The sequence below is a fragment of the Paenibacillus sp. YSY-4.3 genome, from assembly GCF_054767475.1.
In genome coordinates this window covers 255,414-273,916 of the sequence record NZ_BAABMC010000001.1, presented here as the reverse complement: position 1 = coordinate 273,916, position 18,503 = coordinate 255,414, and the positions used below count along the sequence as shown (strand labels likewise).

At 48.2% G+C, this 18,503-nt stretch carries 17 protein-coding genes; 4 read left to right on the top strand and 13 right to left on the bottom strand.

The window, feature by feature from the left end; translation table 11 throughout:
• Positions 1-21: 21 nt before the first annotated feature.
• The 8 genes from ACYUJT_RS01245 to ACYUJT_RS01210 all read right to left on the bottom strand — a co-directional run bounded on the left by ACYUJT_RS01245 (position 22) and on the right by ACYUJT_RS01210 (position 10,211).
• On the bottom strand, positions 22-951 hold the full coding sequence (locus ACYUJT_RS01245; protein ID WP_460318191.1) for a DUF58 domain-containing protein: 930 nt from the start codon (positions 949-951) through the stop codon (positions 22-24).
• Positions 948-1,940 carry an AAA family ATPase gene (locus tag ACYUJT_RS01240; RefSeq protein WP_460318189.1) on the bottom strand — a complete coding sequence of 331 codons (993 nt, stop codon included), beginning with the start codon at positions 1,938-1,940 and terminating at the stop codon, positions 948-950. The genes ACYUJT_RS01245 and ACYUJT_RS01240 overlap by 4 nt, the downstream gene beginning before the upstream one ends.
• Before the next feature lie 29 nt (positions 1,941-1,969).
• Complete coding sequence (locus tag ACYUJT_RS01235; RefSeq protein WP_460318187.1) at positions 1,970-3,625, bottom strand: phage tail tape measure protein; 1,656 nt, start codon at positions 3,623-3,625, stop codon at positions 1,970-1,972.
• Between the two features lie 50 nt (positions 3,626-3,675).
• Positions 3,676-4,617 carry an ABC transporter permease gene (locus tag ACYUJT_RS01230; RefSeq protein ID WP_460318185.1) on the bottom strand — a complete coding sequence of 314 codons (942 nt, stop codon included), beginning with the start codon at positions 4,615-4,617 and terminating at the stop codon, positions 3,676-3,678.
• On the bottom strand, positions 4,604-5,542 hold the full coding sequence (locus ACYUJT_RS01225; protein WP_460318183.1) for an ABC transporter ATP-binding protein: 939 nt from the start codon (positions 5,540-5,542) through the stop codon (positions 4,604-4,606). Before ACYUJT_RS01225 ends, ACYUJT_RS01230 begins: the two co-directional genes overlap by 14 nt.
• A complete protein-coding gene (locus tag ACYUJT_RS01220; RefSeq protein WP_460318181.1) occupies positions 5,539-7,932 on the bottom strand; it encodes a DUF7408 domain-containing protein in 2,394 nt (797 codons plus the stop codon). Before ACYUJT_RS01220 ends, ACYUJT_RS01225 begins: the two co-directional genes overlap by 4 nt.
• A 191-nt stretch (positions 7,933-8,123) precedes the next feature.
• Positions 8,124-9,023: a formyltetrahydrofolate deformylase gene (gene purU, locus ACYUJT_RS01215; RefSeq protein ID WP_460318179.1), complete on the bottom strand. Its 900-nt coding sequence runs from the start codon at positions 9,021-9,023 to the stop codon at positions 8,124-8,126.
• A 72-nt stretch (positions 9,024-9,095) separates the two neighbouring features.
• A complete protein-coding gene (locus ACYUJT_RS01210) occupies positions 9,096-10,211 on the bottom strand; it encodes a deoxyribonuclease IV (protein ID WP_460318177.1) in 1,116 nt (371 codons plus the stop codon).
• Between the two features lie 137 nt (positions 10,212-10,348).
• On the opposite strand from ACYUJT_RS01210, the gene ACYUJT_RS01205 reads away from it, so the two are divergent.
• Positions 10,349-10,822 carry a DUF2621 domain-containing protein gene (locus ACYUJT_RS01205; RefSeq protein WP_460318174.1) on the top strand — a complete coding sequence of 158 codons (474 nt, stop codon included), beginning with the start codon at positions 10,349-10,351 and terminating at the stop codon, positions 10,820-10,822.
• A gap of 91 nt (positions 10,823-10,913) precedes the next feature.
• Entirely contained in the window at positions 10,914-11,849 is a 936-nt protein-coding gene (locus ACYUJT_RS01200) for a TIGR01777 family oxidoreductase (protein ID WP_460318172.1), read from the top strand.
• Positions 11,850-11,894: 45 nt separating this feature from the next.
• Here ACYUJT_RS01200 and ACYUJT_RS01195 read toward each other — a convergent pair whose 3' ends face one another.
• From ACYUJT_RS01195 to ACYUJT_RS01185, 3 genes are all read right to left on the bottom strand, one after another.
• Entirely contained in the window at positions 11,895-12,269 is a 375-nt protein-coding gene (locus ACYUJT_RS01195) for an FHA domain-containing protein (RefSeq protein ID WP_460318170.1), read from the bottom strand.
• 281 nt (positions 12,270-12,550) lie between these two features.
• The gene (locus ACYUJT_RS01190) at positions 12,551-13,672 is read right to left on the bottom strand and encodes a DUF4238 domain-containing protein (protein ID WP_460318168.1); all 1,122 of its coding nucleotides are present in this window, start codon (positions 13,670-13,672) and stop codon (positions 12,551-12,553) included.
• Between the two features lie 574 nt (positions 13,673-14,246).
• Positions 14,247-14,777, bottom strand: coding sequence for a hypothetical protein (locus ACYUJT_RS01185; RefSeq protein ID WP_460318166.1), 531 nt, complete (start codon positions 14,775-14,777; stop codon positions 14,247-14,249).
• A 77-nt stretch (positions 14,778-14,854) separates the two neighbouring features.
• On the opposite strand from ACYUJT_RS01185, the gene ACYUJT_RS01180 reads away from it, so the two are divergent.
• Both ACYUJT_RS01180 and ACYUJT_RS01175 read left to right on the top strand, forming a co-directional pair.
• Positions 14,855-15,556: a hypothetical protein gene (locus tag ACYUJT_RS01180; protein ID WP_460318164.1), complete on the top strand. Its 702-nt coding sequence runs from the start codon at positions 14,855-14,857 to the stop codon at positions 15,554-15,556.
• A 112-nt stretch (positions 15,557-15,668) separates the two neighbouring features.
• Complete coding sequence (locus ACYUJT_RS01175) at positions 15,669-16,298, top strand: hypothetical protein (protein ID WP_460318162.1); 630 nt, start codon at positions 15,669-15,671, stop codon at positions 16,296-16,298.
• A gap of 98 nt (positions 16,299-16,396) precedes the next feature.
• On the opposite strand, the gene ACYUJT_RS01170 is transcribed toward ACYUJT_RS01175, so the two are convergent.
• Both ACYUJT_RS01170 and ACYUJT_RS01165 read right to left on the bottom strand, forming a co-directional pair.
• A complete protein-coding gene (locus ACYUJT_RS01170) occupies positions 16,397-17,959 on the bottom strand; it encodes a DUF6382 domain-containing protein (protein WP_460318161.1) in 1,563 nt (520 codons plus the stop codon).
• 20 nt (positions 17,960-17,979) lie between these two features.
• Complete coding sequence (locus tag ACYUJT_RS01165) at positions 17,980-18,492, bottom strand: A24 family peptidase (RefSeq protein WP_460318159.1); 513 nt, start codon at positions 18,490-18,492, stop codon at positions 17,980-17,982.
• Positions 18,493-18,503: the final 11 nt, after the last annotated feature.

Here is an 18,503-nt window from a genome sequence, read left to right as displayed (position 1 = left end):
TTGTTGTATAAGTCCGCATTGCTAGCCGAGCACCCCAGCTCCGCGCAGCGTCTCGAAGATTCCTGTTTCCAGCGGCACGTCCGTGTTTGCCTGTATATAAAAAATAGCCCGCTCACTGCAGAATCGCGCAATTTCCGCTTGGTAAGCCTGCAGCGTCCGTCTATATTCCTCAAGCACTTTTCCGGTCAAAGCAATTTCCTTGCCCGTTCCGAGCTCGCTGTCCACCAGTCGCAAATCTCCGCTTAAGGCAGGGGATATTTCCTCCGGCGCTAATACGTGCACCAATACGATTTCCTGTCCCGCAGCAAGAAAATAGGACAAGGTCTCCGCCAGCTCTTCGATGCCTCCATCCAGCCAGAAGTCCGAAAAAATCCAGGTCATCCCCGGCTGCTTAGGAAGCGCTTTGGGCTGCCGCAGCGCCTGGGACAACCGACCCTCGCCGCCTGGCTCGGCCGACTGTAGAAATGAAAACAACCGAGCCGCCGAGGCTTTTCCACGCACAGGCGGAAGCTGCCCCTTCACCTCCGATTCGAATACGGCAGCCTGAACGCGGTCATAAGACGCCAATGCCATATATCCAATCGCAGCGGCAAGCTGCTTCGCATAGTTCAGCTTGTTCCCAGCTGGCTTAAGCCCATCCACTGCGCCGAACGCCTCTTCTCCTCCAAAGTTCATCGAGGCGGATACGTCCACATACAGATTCACCTGCAGCTCCTGCTCATCCCAATACTGACGGACGAAGGGTCTGCCCGTCCTTGAATAGACGCCCCAATCGAAGCGGCGAATATCGTCTCCAGGCGCATATTCGCGGTAATCGGCAAATTCCAGAGATGAACCGAAACGGCTCGAGCGCCTCTTGCCCTGCATCGTTCCGCGAACTCGCCGCTTGGAGTCGATCGACAGCCGCTCAAGCCGGGGAAGAAGCGACGGTGGAAGGAGAGGCACGCTCATCTTCTTGCTCCCTCAAGCGCGGACAGAATATCCTCGATCAGCGAATCCGTGGAGATTCCCAGCGCTTGCCCCTCGAAATTCAGAAACAGGCGGTGGCGCAATGCGGGAACGGCAACCGCCGCAATATCTCCTGTGGATACATGCATTCTCCCCTTCGTGATCGCTCTGACCTTGGCCACCGATACGATCGATTGGATTCCTCGCGGTCCCGAACCGAAGCGCAAATATTTGCGGACGGAATCCGGAGCCAAGGTCTCTTCAGGATGCGTCATCATCAGCAGGCGAACCCCGTAATCCAGCACATCGTCGGCAAGCAGAACCTCCTTCGCAGCCCGCCTGATTTCCAGCAGCTCGCTGGCTGAAGCCAGCTTGTCGGCAGTCGGCTGACTGCCGGAAGTTGTCCGGCGGACGATCTCCTTCAACTCATCGGGCGATGGATAGCTGACATGAATTTTCAACAGGAAGCGGTCCAGCTGTGCCTCCGGCAAAGGATACGTCCCCTCGTTTTCCAGCGGATTTTGCGTCGCTAGGACAAAAAAGGGCTGCGGCAGCCTGTGCGTCTCGCCGCCGACGGTGACCGTCTGCTCCTGCATCGCCTCAAGCATGGCGCTCTGTGTCTTCGGCGTGGCGCGGTTAATCTCGTCCGCGAGCACGATGCTGCTGAATACGGGCCCGGGCTGAAAGACAGTGTCCGTGCTGCCCTGTGGACCGAAGCGAATGACATTCGTTCCGGTAATATCGCTCGGCATCAAATCGGGCGTAAACTGAATTCGCGAGAAAGACAAGTCCAGCGTATCGGCAATCGTCCGGACGAGCATCGTCTTTCCGAGTCCCGGAATGCCTTCAAGCAGCGCATGCCCGCCGGCAAAGACGCACCAGAGCAGTTGCTCTACGATCTCCTCCTGGCCCACGATGACTTTCCCGATCTGCTCCCGCACGCCGGATATCGTATTTTTCCACGACTCCACCTGCACATTTGCTTCCAACATCATATGTCCCCCTTCTGCTTCATCCTCAACTAATACCCCGGGTCTATTTCCGTAAAATAGCTCTCCACTAGGCTTTGCACACTTTGCGGCAGCTCACTCCGCTCCAGGGAGCGCTTCGCTTCGGCGGCATAATCGCTGTACACCTCATCATAAGGCCGGCTCACGCCGTCAAATACAGGCGATTTGCCGCCCTTTTGCACATCTCCGCCGCCGCCATGGATTTCACCGCTGTCCCGCTCAACGTTTCCGCTGCCTTTCAGATCGCGAGGCGTCGTTACGAGCTCGCGTCCGCCGCTGCCGAGCCCAGCGCCCTGTCCATTGCCGGCTCCCTGCCCGCCGCTGCCGCTGCCTGCTCCAGAGCCAGAGCCTTGGCCGCTGCCCTGACCTTGCCCCTGTCCCGAACCGTCGCCAGCTCCGCCTTCACCGGAAGTCCCGCTTCCCGGTTCCCCGCCAGCTAGCACAGCATCACCGGCCCATTGCTCGGCGATTCCTCCCATGCTCCACGTATCGGATACGGCAAGCCCGGAGGCGGCCATCTGCTCCGCCAGCCCCATCCCTTGCTTAGCCAGCGCGGCCGCCAAAGCCGCGGCAGCCTCAGCTTGGTCAAGGTCGGAACTCATGCCAGCCATGCTCTCTTGGATCGCTTGCTCCAAAAGCTCCAAAGCCTGCTCTATTTCTTGCGAATTTCCATTCTCAAGTGCCTCTGCTGCCTTTTTCAATGCTTCGGCCAACCGCTGGGCTTTCTCATCGTTCTGAGGAGCGGCCTCTGCAATTTGCCGCAAATCCTCGGCCAGCCGCTTTCGTTCCTCCGTAGACATGGAGGCGGCCTTTTGGCGAAATTCCTCCATTTTCTCGCTCAGTGTCTGCTGATTTTGCTGCTTTAGCGCCTGCGCCAGCCCTAGGGATAACGGATTGGCCTTCCAGCCCTCCAGCCATTTCTCCATTTCCTGCTGCTTCAACTCCATTTTATCGGACATTTCCTTCAGGCTCTTCATCGCATGCTCTACGCTATCCAGCGCCTCTTCCGGTTCTTTGCTGAGTTCCAGCGCCCGCCGCAGCTCGGCGATTTCCTTCGCTAGCGCCTCCTTCGCGATCGGCTCAAGCTTGCGTGCCTCCAGCTCCTTCAGTTGTTCCTCCGTCTTCTGCTGCTGAGCATTTACCCATTCCTTCTGCTCCTTGCGCTTCGTAAGTTCCTGCTGCATCGGATTCGGCAAAATAGCCAAGATGACGAGCACTATTAATAAGCTAGTGGCGGAGAGCCAAAATTTGCGGCGAACCGGGAAAGGAAGGCGCCGCTTGATCTCGCGAATGTACGCTGAACCGTATTGAACAGCCTGTGCTCGCTGCCATTCTGCCGCTAACGCGTCGGATTCACCATACGCCAGAGCTGTCGCCATGTCGTCGCGGCGCTCTTCACCAGCAACCGCCCGATCCATCTTGCGAGCCGCCTCAGGCAAAGACACTCGTTTGGCGAATAATCCCCATAGCAGCCCGCATAGCGTGCAGAGCACGACTAGCCCCGCTCCTTGCCACAGCAGGCCATCTATCGGGCACACGCGCCCGGCGGCTAACCACAACAGTGCAGCTCCCAGCCCGGCAAGCAGTCCGTAGCGGGTTCCTTTCCAGGCTTTGAGCCACTGCATGCGGCGCCGGACTACGTTAAGCTGCTCGTAAATTTCTTTCATGCTGCCCGCCTCCTTCCCTCAATCCATCTGCAAACCCTTTTTATATGTGGTTATTTCTCCGTCTGCTCATTCTCATGTGCTTCCCAGTCTGTCTGCAGCCGCTTCTTGATTCGAGCACGTCTGACCGGACGAATGTAGCGGATGGCCAGCCACAGCGCCAATACAATTACAACAGTATATACCAACAGGAACTGCTGCCACAGTTGGATCGGCGCACCAGCTTGCTGGCTATTCCACCGCGTCAGAAAGACGGAATCCGAAAACGAAGGTTCAAAGATGCTGATCAATGCTCCTGCGGGATTAAGCCCAAGAATGAATCCGATCCACGAGTAATCCGGCGCAGTTACCGTCCCCGCAGCATAATAATTAGCTTGGACAACGCCCATGGCAAGCAAGTAAATAATCCCGGTAAGGAGGAAAATAACGAGCCCTACCCCGTAAGTCATAATGACCGCGACGATCGTCCGCTTGAACAGCGTAGAGAAAAGCACCCCAAGCGAGCCGAGCAGCAGCATGATAAACAAATAAAACAAGAAAACGAATATAAGCTGCTTCGGGGCAACCCCGCCGTAAAGAAACGCAATGCTATATACGGGCAGCGTCGCCAAAATGACCAGCGTCATGAAACTCAAGGACGATACGAGTTTGCTCAAAATAATCGTCGACGAGCTCTGCTGTGTCGTCAGCAGCATGTTCAATGTCTGCTTCTCCCGCTCTCCGCTAATGACTCCAGCCGTCAACGCAGGCGTCATAAATGCGATGAGAACAAGCTGGGCGATGCTGAGCGCGTAGAACATGACGCGGCTGGTGCTTGGATCGATCCGCCCTGACAGACCAGCTCCGCTGCTCATCAAGACATAGATGATGCCCATCGCCAGAAATCCCATGACCAGAACATATGCAAGCACCGTCACCGCGGAACGGGAGGTGCGCATTCGCAGTCTGAACTCCTTATCCATCACAGGATTGATTAGAATTCTACGCCAATCCATCTGACGCGCCTCCTTTCGTGATCTCCAGGAATACATCCTCGAGATTCGTCTGTGCTTCATGGAAAGATACGACCCCATAGCCTGCGCCGATGACTTTGCTCAGCAACAGAGCCTGCTCGGCATCACCACCGCCGAAATGCACATGAACCCCTGTTTCGTCACTCAGCACCTGGCTGACATGGCGTTCATCCCGCAGCATGGCAGCGAGCTCGTCTCCACGGTCCATGACGCGAATATGCAGCACCCGCTTCACACGCAGGCGGTTTTGAATGTCAGCCACCTTGCCTTGAGCAACCATCTCGCCGTGCTCAATGACGCCGATCTCATCCACCATCTCCGCAAGCTCGGGCAAAATATGCGATGAAATGATAATCGTCTTGCCCATCAGCTTCAGCTCTTTCAAAATCTCCCTCATCTCGATCCGCGCCCGCGGATCGAGACCGGATGCCGGCTCATCGAGGATGAGCACGTCCGGATCATGCACAAGGCAGCGGGCCAGGCACAGCCGCTGCTTCATGCCGCGGGACAAGCTGTCCACGTAGGCATCCCGCTTATCGCTTAGATTAACCAGCTCGAGCAGCTGCGGAATAAGCTTCTCCCGTTCAGGCCGTGGAATGCCGTAGCTGGCTCCGTAGAAATGCAGGTATTCCGTCGTTCTAAATTGATCATATACCCCGAAGAAATCCGGCATATAGCCTATTCTCTTTCGTACCTCATGCGGCTGCTCAGTGACCTCGAAGCCGCCTACCGATGCCGTGCCGGAGGTCGGCAGCAGCAGCGTTGCCAGAATAGACATCGTCGTCGATTTGCCGGCTCCATTCGGCCCAACAAAGCCGAATACGGTTCCTTTTGAAATGGAAATATTCACCGACTTCAGCGCTTCGAAACCGCCGTAAGTTTTAGTTAAATTACGTATCTCGATCATTGGCTGCTGTTCCCCTTTACAGAGATTTCTGGCAAATCGAAACTGCTCCAATCCTGCGCCGTGACGATAACGCGCAGCGTTGTTCCCCCAATCAGGTATTGCTCAATCGGCTGGGGAAGATCCGCTGTCCCTTGATTCCATTGGATCGGCTCAGACTCTCCCTTGGACGCGTTCCATACCGCCACGGTCATGTTGTACCCCCTATTGTTCTGGCGCATGACAAGCTCCGAATATTTCACATTGCTTGGCAAAATGTATTCGAGCTCCAGCTCGCCCCCGGACATATGAATACTCCGGCTCGTTTCATACCCCCAGTCGGAGGAAGTCGCCTTGCTGACGGCAGGCGCGATATAACCGTAAGGTATGTTCCATTGCCCGTCTTTGTGGAATTCCGGTTCAACGCGCTGAACCCACATGTTCAGCGGGTCAGCGGCTACTTTTTTGCCATTCACCTCATAATTCAGCAGCTCATCCTTGCTCCAGCCGATAAAGGCATAGTTATTCGTCATATTGTTCTGGCTGAAATAGGCGTTAACGAGACCACGAGGCCGCTCCAGCTTCATATCCTCCACACGATTGCCCTGGGAAGGAAACATTAAGTAGCCGTAATCATTGTAGGTGATGGTCAACGGCAAGGAGGTAATCGCTGCCGTCTGATTTATGGCGATATCGCCAAGCAAATATATTTTATCGTTCAAAATAATCGCCGTGTTCGTTAAATCTGCAGAAGTCTTGTTCGTCACTGTCCCTTGAGGAACGCCCTGGGCATTAATGGAGATGTCAAACTCCACCTGGCCCAGCTGCCGATCCTCTAGCTGCCTCACGGTTAATTTGGCAAGGGAGCGATGCGTCATTCCCTTTAAATCGACAGCCGTACCGCTGTCACCGAACCGAATCAGCTGCCGCTCCGAGCCAACCGCCTGTCCACCGGAAATGAGTCCGTCTTCGCGCTGCACTGTAACGTGCGTACCCGCCGGAAAATTTAGTTTATAATCGCCGCTTCGCGGGATAAATAACGCTGTGGACGTGCTTCGTTCGGCATACCCATGGCCATTCAATTCGACGATGCTGAGCGTGTTCGTGCGCAGCGTACTTTTTCCCGTCGTGCCGGCCACATAAATTCCTCCGCTGGCCAATACGGCAATAACCGGAATGAGCAGCCAGGCCCACTCTCGCTTATCGAGCTTTTTCAGTAAGAAATAGAGCCCCGGCGCAACGACGACCGCATATCCCAGCAGCAACCAGAGCAGCAAGGAAAAAGGCGGCAGTGCCAGACTCGGGAAATAGTCCAGCAAATAGTTGATCCTCTGCGCCAAATCCCCTCTCCCAGGCATACCGCCTTGCGAAGCCGAAGCCAAAGGGGAATGCTGCTGAAACACCGTATTCCATACATCAGCATGACCAGACCACGATTGCAAAGGCTCCATGGAAACATCGTAGGCCGCATAAATGACGCTGCCCTTGCTTACGTTCCAGGAGGCGAACAGCGGCTGCTCACCTTTTATAAGTGTTCGTGCACCTTCTTTCAGCTTAGCGGCCGAAACTGGAATGGCTCCATCTAGGGGGATCAACTTGCCTGTCGCTTTCTCCAGTTCCTGTAGGGAAGTGACATCGGCAAGTCCCGAATAGTCTACGGGCGACAAATCCTCGAGCCCTTGAACCGTTTTCGTATAACCTGCGCCTCCACCCAGTACAAGCGTTCCTCCAGCCTTCACCCACGCTTTAATTGCTTCCGTTCGCTTATCCCCGAGTTTGCCCGCCGGGTAGTTATTGATGACGAGAATATCCAGCCCCTCCAGCAGCACGCCGTCCTCCGGCAGCTGCTCCGGTTTGAGCGGAATAACCTTCACGTCCTTCCCCTTGCCGTTCAGCACGTTTAGAAAATTCATGCTGTCCGGATCCGAAGCCAGTACGCCGATTAAGGTGCCATTGTCCCCGCTGGTATTCAAATACGGGGTCGAGGCTTTAAAGGGGATGTATTTTCCCGTTTCCGCTGAATCTTTATAGAAACGAATCGAGTTGTTATCTTTATGAAAGGAAGTTCCTAAGATGCCTAAAGTGACTTCCTTTGGAGTACCCGCCGGCAAATCAACTTTTGCCGCGTACGAAGCCCGATTGGAATTGTACGGGTATTCTGTTTGGACAACGATATCCCCGGAAATATCCGTGTCGCTGGTCAGGGTAATTTTTAGCGGCGTCCATTCTCCTATTTTGTAATGGCCATCGTAGCCGATTTCCGTCTTAATGCTGATCGACGGCTCCGCCGCATAGGCAGTTTGAGGAATCACAACCCCCGGCAGCAGCACGATTATCGCGGTTAAGAGCCACAGCATCGCCAGGGATACCCTCTTCTTGTCATATAAGAACAAATGATTCTCTCCTCTCATCATGAAAATGATCCTATATATAAGGACGTATTCAAGCGTAAAATGTTTACAAGCCGGCTTCTATTTTTCTGCATAAAACGGCAGCAACTTACAAGTATCCGCGAAAAATATACAACTAAAGCCGTCCAGTATGACAGGCATGCCAACTGAGACGGCTTTCTAGTTGTTGAGGTAATCTATTTACCTTGTCGTTATTAGCTGAATACGACGGTTTTATTCTGATGCACAAGAATGCGATCCTCGATATGCCATTTGACGGCGCGGGCCAGAACGACTCTTTCGATCGTACGGCCGATCCGCTTAAGCTCGCCAACGTCATCGCGGTGGCTAACGCGCTGAACATCCTGCTCTATGATTGGGCCGCCATCCAGCTCCTCGGTAACGTAATGGGCGGTTGCGCCGATGATCTTTACGCCGCGGTCATAGGCTTGGGCGTACGGTTTGCCGCCTACGAAGGCCGGCAGGAACGAGTGGTGAATATTTATGATCCGGTTCCGGTAAGGCTCGATTAGAGCAGGTGACAGAATTTGCATGTATCTGGCCAGCACGATTAAATCGACCTTCCCATTAACCAGCTCCAACTGCTTCTGCTCAGCTTCCCTCTTCGTATCCGGCGTAACCGGAATATGATGGAACGGAATGCCGAACGATTCGACGTATTCTTTATTGTCGGGATGATTGCTGATGACCATAGAAATTTCCGCATCCAGATCCCCGGCTTGCCATTGCCACAGCAGTTCTACGAGGCAGTGGTCCTCCTTCGATACGAAAATAGCCAGCTTCTTCTTCTTGTTCAGTGGATAGATTTCCCATTTCATTTCGAACTTGGCGGCAATAACCGCAAAGTCCTGCTTTACTTGATCCATATTGTCATGCAACCGCTCGAGATCGAATTCGATCCGCATGAAGAACATGCCGCCTTCGGGGTCCATCGTATACTGGTCCGATTGTACGATGTTTGCTCCATGCTGATGCAGGAAATCCGACACCGCGGCCACGATGCCAGGCCCGTCCGGACATGAAATCAACATCCGCGCCCGGTGATTCTCATAAGGTTTGACAGGTCTTGCGCCTGATTTTACATGTATATCCATCTTTCTATCAAATCCTCCTGCTAACTATTGTAAACAACTGGTTCTTATTTTGATTCTACTTCGTGCTTTGATTTACAGACCTTTGGCTGCAAGCCAGCCGATCAGCCGGAAATTGATTTGCTCCTCGCTGTAGTCCGGGAACAGATTGGCTTCCAATACGAGATCGTAAAGCCGCTCCAGCGGTTCTCGCGGATCCGCCTTTCTTGCTTTGGCATCATCCTTGAGCAATTTCCATGTATCCAGCACGTACGCACGCTGTTCAATATCGCGTTTCGCAAAGAAGCTATTTAGCAGTTCTACTTCCGACAGGAAGGATTCACCGAATCTTTCGGCAACATTGCCGCGAAGCAGGGCGATTTCGACTTCATACATCGGACGCTGAGTTTTAGCTTCTTTGCCGATCCAAGGCGTCTCCAGAATAAACGGACGCCCCTGCAGCAATTCGTGATGCACCAAGCGGTTAAGAGCTTCGAATCCGATCCATCCGGTACCGATCGGCGTATGGCGGTCTTTCCGCGCCCCTACCGGGTTTTTGCTGTCATTGACATGCACTACGGCGATCCGGTCCAAACCGACCAGCTGATCGAACTGGCGGAGCACGCCATCGAGATCATTAACGATGTCGTAACCCGCATCATGAATATGGCAGGTGTCCAAGCAGATCGTCAGGCGCTCGTTATGCTGGACTTTGTCGATGATGGCGGCGATTTCCTCGAAGCTGCGCCCCATTTCTGTCCCTTTGCCGGCCATCGTCTCTAATGCGATGTTGACTTCCGTTTCATCCGTTCCGTTCAACACCTCATTCAAGCCTTCGGCGATCCGGTTAATGCCGTATTCGGCATCCTTATCCGTGAATGCGCCCGGATGAAGCACGATATTTCGCACGCCCAGCGCATGGGTACGGCGAATTTCCTCTTGCAGGAAGTCTACCGCCAGCTGGTACGTGTTAGACTTATAAGAACCCAGATTAACGATATAAGGCGCATGGACGACAATTTCGTCAATGCCGGCAACGGCCATCGCGGCCTTGCCGTCCTCGATATTCATCGATTCGATCGGTTTGCGGCGCGTATTCTGTGGTGCGCCGGTATATATCATAAACGAGCTGGAGCCGTAAGATGCGGCCTCCTCTGTTGCGGTTAATAGCCCCTTGTCCGAGAACGAGACATGCGAACCTATTTTTAACATTTCCTTTATCCCCCTTATGGACAACGTTCTTTAAACAAACCTATTTTATCTTGAATATCGATATAAATCCACAAATAAGGTATAATTCTTAAAGATTGAAGGGTTTTAAGGACTAATTTTTCGAGGTGAATGAATCGATGCCGCACTTGAATATAACTTGGTTTGCACTGGCTTCGACCGGGCCGAATCGCTGGTTTATGAACTCGATAGCATTTTGGGGCTTCGTCATGCTCGGCGTCATGTGCATCGGCGGTTTTTTCATGTTCCGCAAATTTCTGAAGGTGCTCCCCAAAGCCGATGGCATGTCCAAGCTCGATTGGCAGAATCATTGGGTGGAGAAAAGCCGGCATTTGTGGACGGATGAAGCGAAGGCGTTTCTTGATCTGTTGGTACAGCCCGTACCGACCCCATTCCGGGATATCGCCAAGCATTCGATTGCCGCTGAAATCGGCAAAATCGCCCTGCAGGAGGAAGCGGCCGAGGTTACGCAGGATCACTGCATCAAAGGCTATATTGTGGCTACGCCAAAGCGGGACTACAAGTTCCTAATGAGTTTTCTGGAAAAGAGCAATATTGACTACCGCCCCTATCAGCATCTGATCAACAAATAGCCCAGGTTATGCATCCGGCCGCGACGTTTGAAGAACGCCAGCTAGCCGGATGTTTTTCTTATAATATATATATTTTCTAGGAGGGGTCGCTTTGAAAGTTTGTATTACCGGGGGAACCGGATTTATCGGGAGTGCTTTAGCCTCCTTCTGGCAGCAGCAGGGGCATGAAGTTACGGTTATCACGCGCCGCAAGCCCAAGCAGTATGATCAAAGCGATCCCAAGCCTCAGACGAAGCAGCTCACCGTTCCTCTTGCCTACCTGACCTGGGAGCAGCTTGCTCAGCCTTCTTCGAGCAGCATCGAGGTGGATGCAGTCGTCAATTTGGCCGGTACGACCCTGAATCAGCGCTGGACTGATAAAGCCAAAGACAGCATTCTGCAATCCAGGCTGCAAGCGACGGATTTGACCGCCAAATGGGTACAATCCCTGAACACCAAGCCCAAAGTAGTTATTCAAGGCTCGGCCGTTGGAATATACGGAACATCCCTGACAGATACATTTGATGAGAGCGCTCAGCCTGAAGCGGATGACTTTCTCGCAAATGTGACCCGGCGCTGGGAAGCCGCAGCAGAGGATGGTTTCCAGGGCATTCGGCTCGTAAAGCTGCGGACGGGCGTAGTGCTCGGAAACAAGGGCGGCGCCTATCCGCTCATGCGCCTTCCTATTCTGCTTGGAGCGGGCGGCAGAATAGGCACTGGCCGGCAGTGGGTGCCCTGGATTCATCTCCACGATATCGTAGAGTTGATCGATTTCTGCGTGATGCATTCGGAAGTGAATGGCGCAGTCAACGCAGTAAGCCCAAATTCAGTAACTAACGAAGAATTCGGCAGGATCGTTAGCCGGATTCACCGCAGACCGTATTGGCTTCCGCTGCCAGCCTTCGCATTAAAGACGATGCTTGGTGAAATGTCCGCTCTGCTGCTGGAAGGACAAAAGGTTTTGCCCCAAAAGGCGTTGCAGCACGGTTTCCGTTTTCAGTTTCCGGAACTGGAAGCGGCCGCAGCAGATTTGAAGAAACGCCAGTAAGCCCGTCGTCCGGGGAGAGACAGCGGGCTGTGCATACATATTTTTTTACGGTTCACTTCTTCCCTTGGGACTTTGATTCTCCCTGCTGTAACGAAACGTAACCTCAGCAATGGTAAACGAATCTCCCGGCTCGAGCGGATAGTCTTTATAAGGCGCGAGGAGTTCGCCGTTTAATTTGGTGCCGTTTCTTGAGCCTAAATCCTTGATGCGGCAGGCATCTTCTAGGATCATAAGCTCGACGTGAGCACGGGATACCCCGGCCTCCTTCTCTACATATTGGGCTAATTCCTCGGAGCGGCCGATAATAAAGCTGCCCTTGGATAAAGGGATTCGTTCGGTTCCAGCACCTGAAGAGGTTATTTTCTCTAAAAAATTTACGCTGCCAGATTGACCTTGCTCTGACTTCGCTAAATCCTTCAATAGCACGGTGGCAGGGAACGCTGCAGCCGAGGGTGCTTCAACAAGCTCACGGTGCGGCTTGGCTATCGGCTCCTGAATCGGTTCGTAGGATTCGAATGACTGCTTTGGAGAAGGTGCTATAGCTCAGGAGGGATTATTTTGTAGGGCCAGCTGTAACAATGTCTAGTTCAACCAATTTGTTATTACCTCTCTTTTGGATACGATCAATTTCTTTGTCGGAGTCAAGCCAGTTCATAATCAGTATACTCTTCCAAAAAATATATTTTACGCAAGTCATAGTTTTATTCGGAAATAAAACTATACTCGTCTAATGATTTTTCTATTAATGCGTTAGGATGGGATTTAATTATCATATGGTGCCCTTTTTTATACATGTTATTCACAATGGAATAATTCCTTTGACATTTACTCAGGCAGCACCTCTTATATTTTTTACCGCTTCCACACTTACAAATTTCATTCCTTTTGGTATTTATATTTATGGTATGTTTAAGTTCTCGAAAAAAATCCCACTGCTCAATATCTCTGTCAAAAAAGAACACCTCTTTCTTCCTTAATGCTACGGTTTGTTTACCTGATTCATAACTTGCTACGGCTCTTGACGGGGATTCAATTCTGAAATCATCTGCAACTAATTCTATCGGTTCTCTATACTTTCCTATACATTTAACATATGAATTGTTAATAATTGTTCTATTCACTTCTTTAACTTGTTCATTTGACAACATATTAACTTGGGTAGATTTTATATAATCTGGTTTTTCTCCATTAAAATAGGCAATATAATATTTGCTGGATAAAGGAATTAGCATTAACACATCTTTTAATCCCAAATGACGATTGCTTATATTTATATACTGCCCCTTAATACTTAAAGCTGAAGTAGTCACATATTGATCGCTAAGTAAAAAACTATCTTCTTCACTTTTTATAATTGAAAAATCATAATACTTAATTATTGTATCTTTCAATTCCGCTAAGTATATTGAATTCATTATTTTTTCCAGCATCAGAGGAATCTTATCGTCTTTATGAAGCCCATCAAAAGCATATTCATTAAGCAATGCTCCACTTTTGTAATAAAAAACAAAAAAATCTCTCATATAGGTCTCAGCCTGCTTTTTTATGTCCTCGATATAATTTGAATCAGACTCTAGATTTTCGATGATTTTTCTCATGGCTGGAGCAAAGTAGCTTTCAATTTTGCCAAATTCCTTTTCCAAGTAGTTCTCTTCTAAATAAGGATGTTCATATGTATACCTTTCAGACATAGATTGTCTATAACTAATTGGGTAGATCTTTTTTTGCTTAAGAAGTATCTCGAATACCTTACCTTTATTATTAGCAAAATTAGCAAGTATACTTTGAGGAATATAATGTTGATTTTTAGTAATAGTGTTCATTAGCTTATCCTCCCGAAGCAGTAACTTATAGAGATTTGGCATCTCTCAATAAAATTTCCAATTAAATTCATATGTAGATTATTTTCTCCACTTCTTCGACAGTTCCTCTTTCTAATGATGCCCAAATAAAATTTGTCTATATGCATAATATTTACTAGAAGGTGCAAGCGATCTATCATAACTCCTAGAACATCATCAAAATGGAAATCCACATGAACGACTAAAGACTTTTCACCAATCTTTCCTCAAGTCTAGCAATTTCCCATGCAGCAAACACCCAATTTTGATCACGCATATGTAATATTTGTTTATCTGGTGTATGAACTCTCCATTCAATATTTACTCACTACTAACCATCTCTTTTCCAAATTAAAAATTATGCTTTCTTAATCACCTTTGGGATTATTTCACCATAACTATAATGCTTAAATGATGGTAACATAAAATCACTCCAAGTAATTTGGAGTGATTTTAAAAAGGCTTCTCGATTTTTTAGTTCAAGTTGGTTCAAATCAACTTGAACCTTACAAAGAACTTAACTTATTAAAAGCATCGGTATCTTGCTTGTGCTTTTTTATACACATGGAATCCAATATTCAGACCAATAATTCTTCCTTAAATAATCTTGTCCATTGGATTCGTCAATAAACTCGATTAATTGTCTCAGAATAATAAATTGCGCTGCAACTGAGTTAACCGCGTTTAATAAGTTTCCTTTTGTGACATTTTTAATTCTATCGTGTTTAATCGATTGATAATCTTTCCACCAATTCAAATTAGCATATGGTTTCGAAGCATCAATATTTTCAAACGGAAAAACTACTATCTCGTCATTGTTTATTGTTCGCATACCAGTTGCAAAACCAATATCATTGTTTTTTGCAATAACTTGGACATAATCTTTCATCTTAAAATACTTACCTTCACTTTGGATACCATAATTAATGCAAAGTTGTTTAAATAATGAATCTAGTTCCGAACAAGATAATAATAAAATAGAAGCAAACTCATCTGAATAAACATTTTTGTTTTTATCAGAATGAGTTACAAATTGATTAGTTTTTACTAACATATTTTCAATCGACGAATAATATTGCCAATGCATTTCGAATACTGATCTGTTCAAAGATTTTATCCTTTCTTACTTAGTTTTAGCTAAAAAACTTAATAATTTTAAAGCATGTGCATACTGCTGATGCTATACCAGGTGGAGTGTTTGCAGGTAACCCTGATATGAGTCAATTATCTCATAGAACAGACTTAAGTGATTTACAAAAATCAAAAACGAGTAATTACATTGTTAATAATGATCCACGTGATGAATTAGCTGCAAATGTTTCGAAGCAAAAATCGATAAATTTTCAACCATTTGCAATAGATCCAAGAGGTGCTATTAGAGTAAATCTTGTTACGTATGGTTCTTACGCTGAACTTGCTGTTCAAGATATAGCTTCAGGAACCTTCAGCACTATTCAGAATAATCTCATGTGGATTATTGGTAATTTTATAAAGGGAACCGTTGCTTCCGTTATTTACAACGTTGTTGGTTTACTCTTAGATAATATAGATGTAACAAAAGTAGCAACAGCTAAAACTATGGTTGGCTATACCTATCCAACTAAGCAAGGACAGGTTTGGTATAATAATACTTGGAATACACTTTTTGAAAGCACAAACAGAAATACTTACAAATATTATTATTCTGTCTATTGGAACACAGACAAAGTTCAAAGACAAGGCACAAAGGACTTCACGCCAGAATATGGGTATGGACCAGAAAGAATTCAAAAGGCTTCGCATTATGACGACAATACCAATATACAAAATCAAGCATATAATAACTACCTGCAAGGGAAAAAGTATACAACTGAGGAATGGTATTAATTAATTTTGAGGCCCTCCAAGGAATATGTTCTTTGGAGGGCAAAAAATTTACATAATACAACTTTAATTGTGGTAAACACATATTAGTTGAATAGTATGGAGGTTTCATATAATGAAATGCAAAATTCAATTTCTCATTATATTCTCAATTTTCTTGTTAATAGCTGTAGCTTGCGACAAAAATACTTCTTCCAACGCCGAGGAGAATATATCAAACATTACTAAAAATGAGATTCGAACTGATGGATATACAAAAATTTCTGAAAAAGAAGATTTAGAAAAGAAAATATCCCAAAACAAAAATGTTTTCAAAAAAAATCAATCAAGTACAAAATACAATATATCTGCTACTGTCACTTTTAATCATGAGGAAGACGCTGATCGTTTCATTTATGAAATTGTAATGGATAACTATACAGAAGAACTGAAGAATGTCATTCAATCATTTACTTTGGAGCCAAGTATGATTGATTATCTTTTAACCGGTGACTTGACAACTACAAATGCACTAAATGATACTGAAACTAACCTCAAGCCTAATAAGGAGCCTTTCGGATTAAGCTTGTTTAGAGGTTACGTTATTAATGAGGAAACAATAAATAAACAGATTGCTGATATTTATCAGAATATGTTTATAAAAATATCTTATGGTGAAGAAGATGATAGGACTGAAGAGTATTGGCATGTTGAAGCAACTCCTTCTCAGGAAATAATCGAATACTTTAGTTCATTAGGAAATTAAAGTTCGATTCTGATTTGAAGAAACGCCAGTAAGCCCGTCGTCCGGGTAGACAGCGGGCTATGCATACATATTTTTTTACGGTTCACTCCTTCCCTTCGTCATGTAGAATTTTGAATCTCTCTGATGTAGCGAAACATAACCTCGGCAATGGTAATCGAATCTCCCGGCTCGAGCGGATAGTCTTTATAAGGCGCGAGCAGTTCGCCGTTTAATTTGGTGCCGTTTCTTGAGCCTAAATCCTTGATGCGGCAGGCATCTTCTAGGATCATGAGCTCGACGTGGGCACGGGATACCCCGGCCTCCTTCTCCACATATTGAGCTAATTCCTCGGAGCGGCCGATAATAAAGCTGCCTTTGGATAGAGGTATTCGTTCGAATCCGGTACCTGAAGAGGTCATTTTCTGTAAAAAGTTTACACTCCCAACCTGACCTTGCTCTGACTTCGCTAAATCCTTTAATAGTACGGTGGCCGGGAACGCTGCAGCCGGGGGCGCTTCAACAAGTTCGTGGTGCGGCTCGGCTGTTGGTGTCTGAATCGGTTCGCAGGATTCGAATGACCGCTTTGGAGAAGGCGCAATAGATGGGGATGGATGATTCCATCTCCATTTCTCCTCATAGCGGTTCAGCTTGCTGCGTTTGGTGAAGCCGATTTCGCCATCATCTTTCTCCCCAGTCAAGCTAACCTTATCTTCAATTTGAAGATCCCTTTCCTCACTGCCCTTGTCCCTAAAAAAACTAAGCAGATCAAGTTTGCCGCTAGTTATTAGCAGCGCAATGATTGTTACAACCAGAGATGATCCCGTACTGATATACAATCCGCCGCCAGAGGGCCTATCCAAATACGCGAGCTTCCAAATTAGCGCAACTAGTAACGCAGCGCCTAGCCATATATAAGCAGGCTTAATTTCAGTTCGGCTTCCGGTCTCCTCCTCCTGTAAATCTTCTTCTGCCTCCGTCAAAGTCCCCGCGTGAATGCTGGCAGAATTGGATAATATATTTATTCGGCTTTGAATTGGGCGTGAGTTTAGGCCTGGTTCACGAGCAGTAGGCGGAACATACAGCTCTCCTTGTTCCCCATTTGAATCTTCCTCGAGTAGCAACGATGTCAGCAAATCCTTGAGCCCGGCGACCGAGAACAGCTCTCCTCCGCATAAACCGATAATTTTCTGGATACCGCTCCCCTCCATATCTTTAACTCTTGTCATCAATCGATTGACGAGATTCAGCATAGATTGGGCTACGGAATGATCTGGCGACATATGGAGCAACGGCAAATAAGCTAGATAAACGGTGCCGCTGGGCAGCGGATCTTCGACAAAGATATGATCCTCATCCAGCAGATAGTTTCCGGAAGAAAGCATGTATTCCTTGCTATTATCAAGAATCTTAACGATTTGCAGCAGAAAGCTATAAAATTCCGTCATGGTCAGCCAATCGCTTTTTAGGCACTGCGACAGCATTCTTTTTCCAGTAATCTCATAATGCAGCGTAACGTTGAAATCAATCTCCCTTACATCAAGCCGCAGCAGATGAGGGATCACCACCGAATTCAGCATATTCCGCTGAACGCCATTCAATTGCTCGGCATGCAGCCCCTCTCCTGCATTAATCACCATATATGTTCCGTCATTCCTGACAAAATCAGTTACTATCCCTTTCAATTTAAGCTCACTCCCCGCCCCTAAAAATAATAGACTGCCATGATGGCGCCGGGCAGCACAGCCAGCATGAACGGAAAGGTCAGCGGCTTATCATTCGTTGCAATGGATTGAATCGGTCTTATGCTGCGCAGCATGATGACTCCCATTACACTGCGCAGTATGCCGCCAATCCGCCTCATCGCTTCCCTTCTGCAAATCAGAATCAAAATGCCGATGCAGCCGGCAACCAGAAGCGAATACATCAGCACGGATAACGTTAACGGTACGCCAACCCAAGCCCCAATTCCGGCAAACAACTTTACGTCTCCCCCACCTACGGCTCGCACCGCATACAAAATCGCCATCACGCCAAAGCCAACGGCAGCGCCCTTTATAGCAAATCCAAAACCTGATGCCCCGCCGAAAATCCCATGATATGCAATACCGAGCACCGTTCCGGCTATTGTAATCACATTGGGGATTTTCATCGTACGAATATCGGTAATGAACGCAGCGGCAAGCAATAAAAAGCAGCCCCACATTTCCACAAGCATAGCAGCTCTCC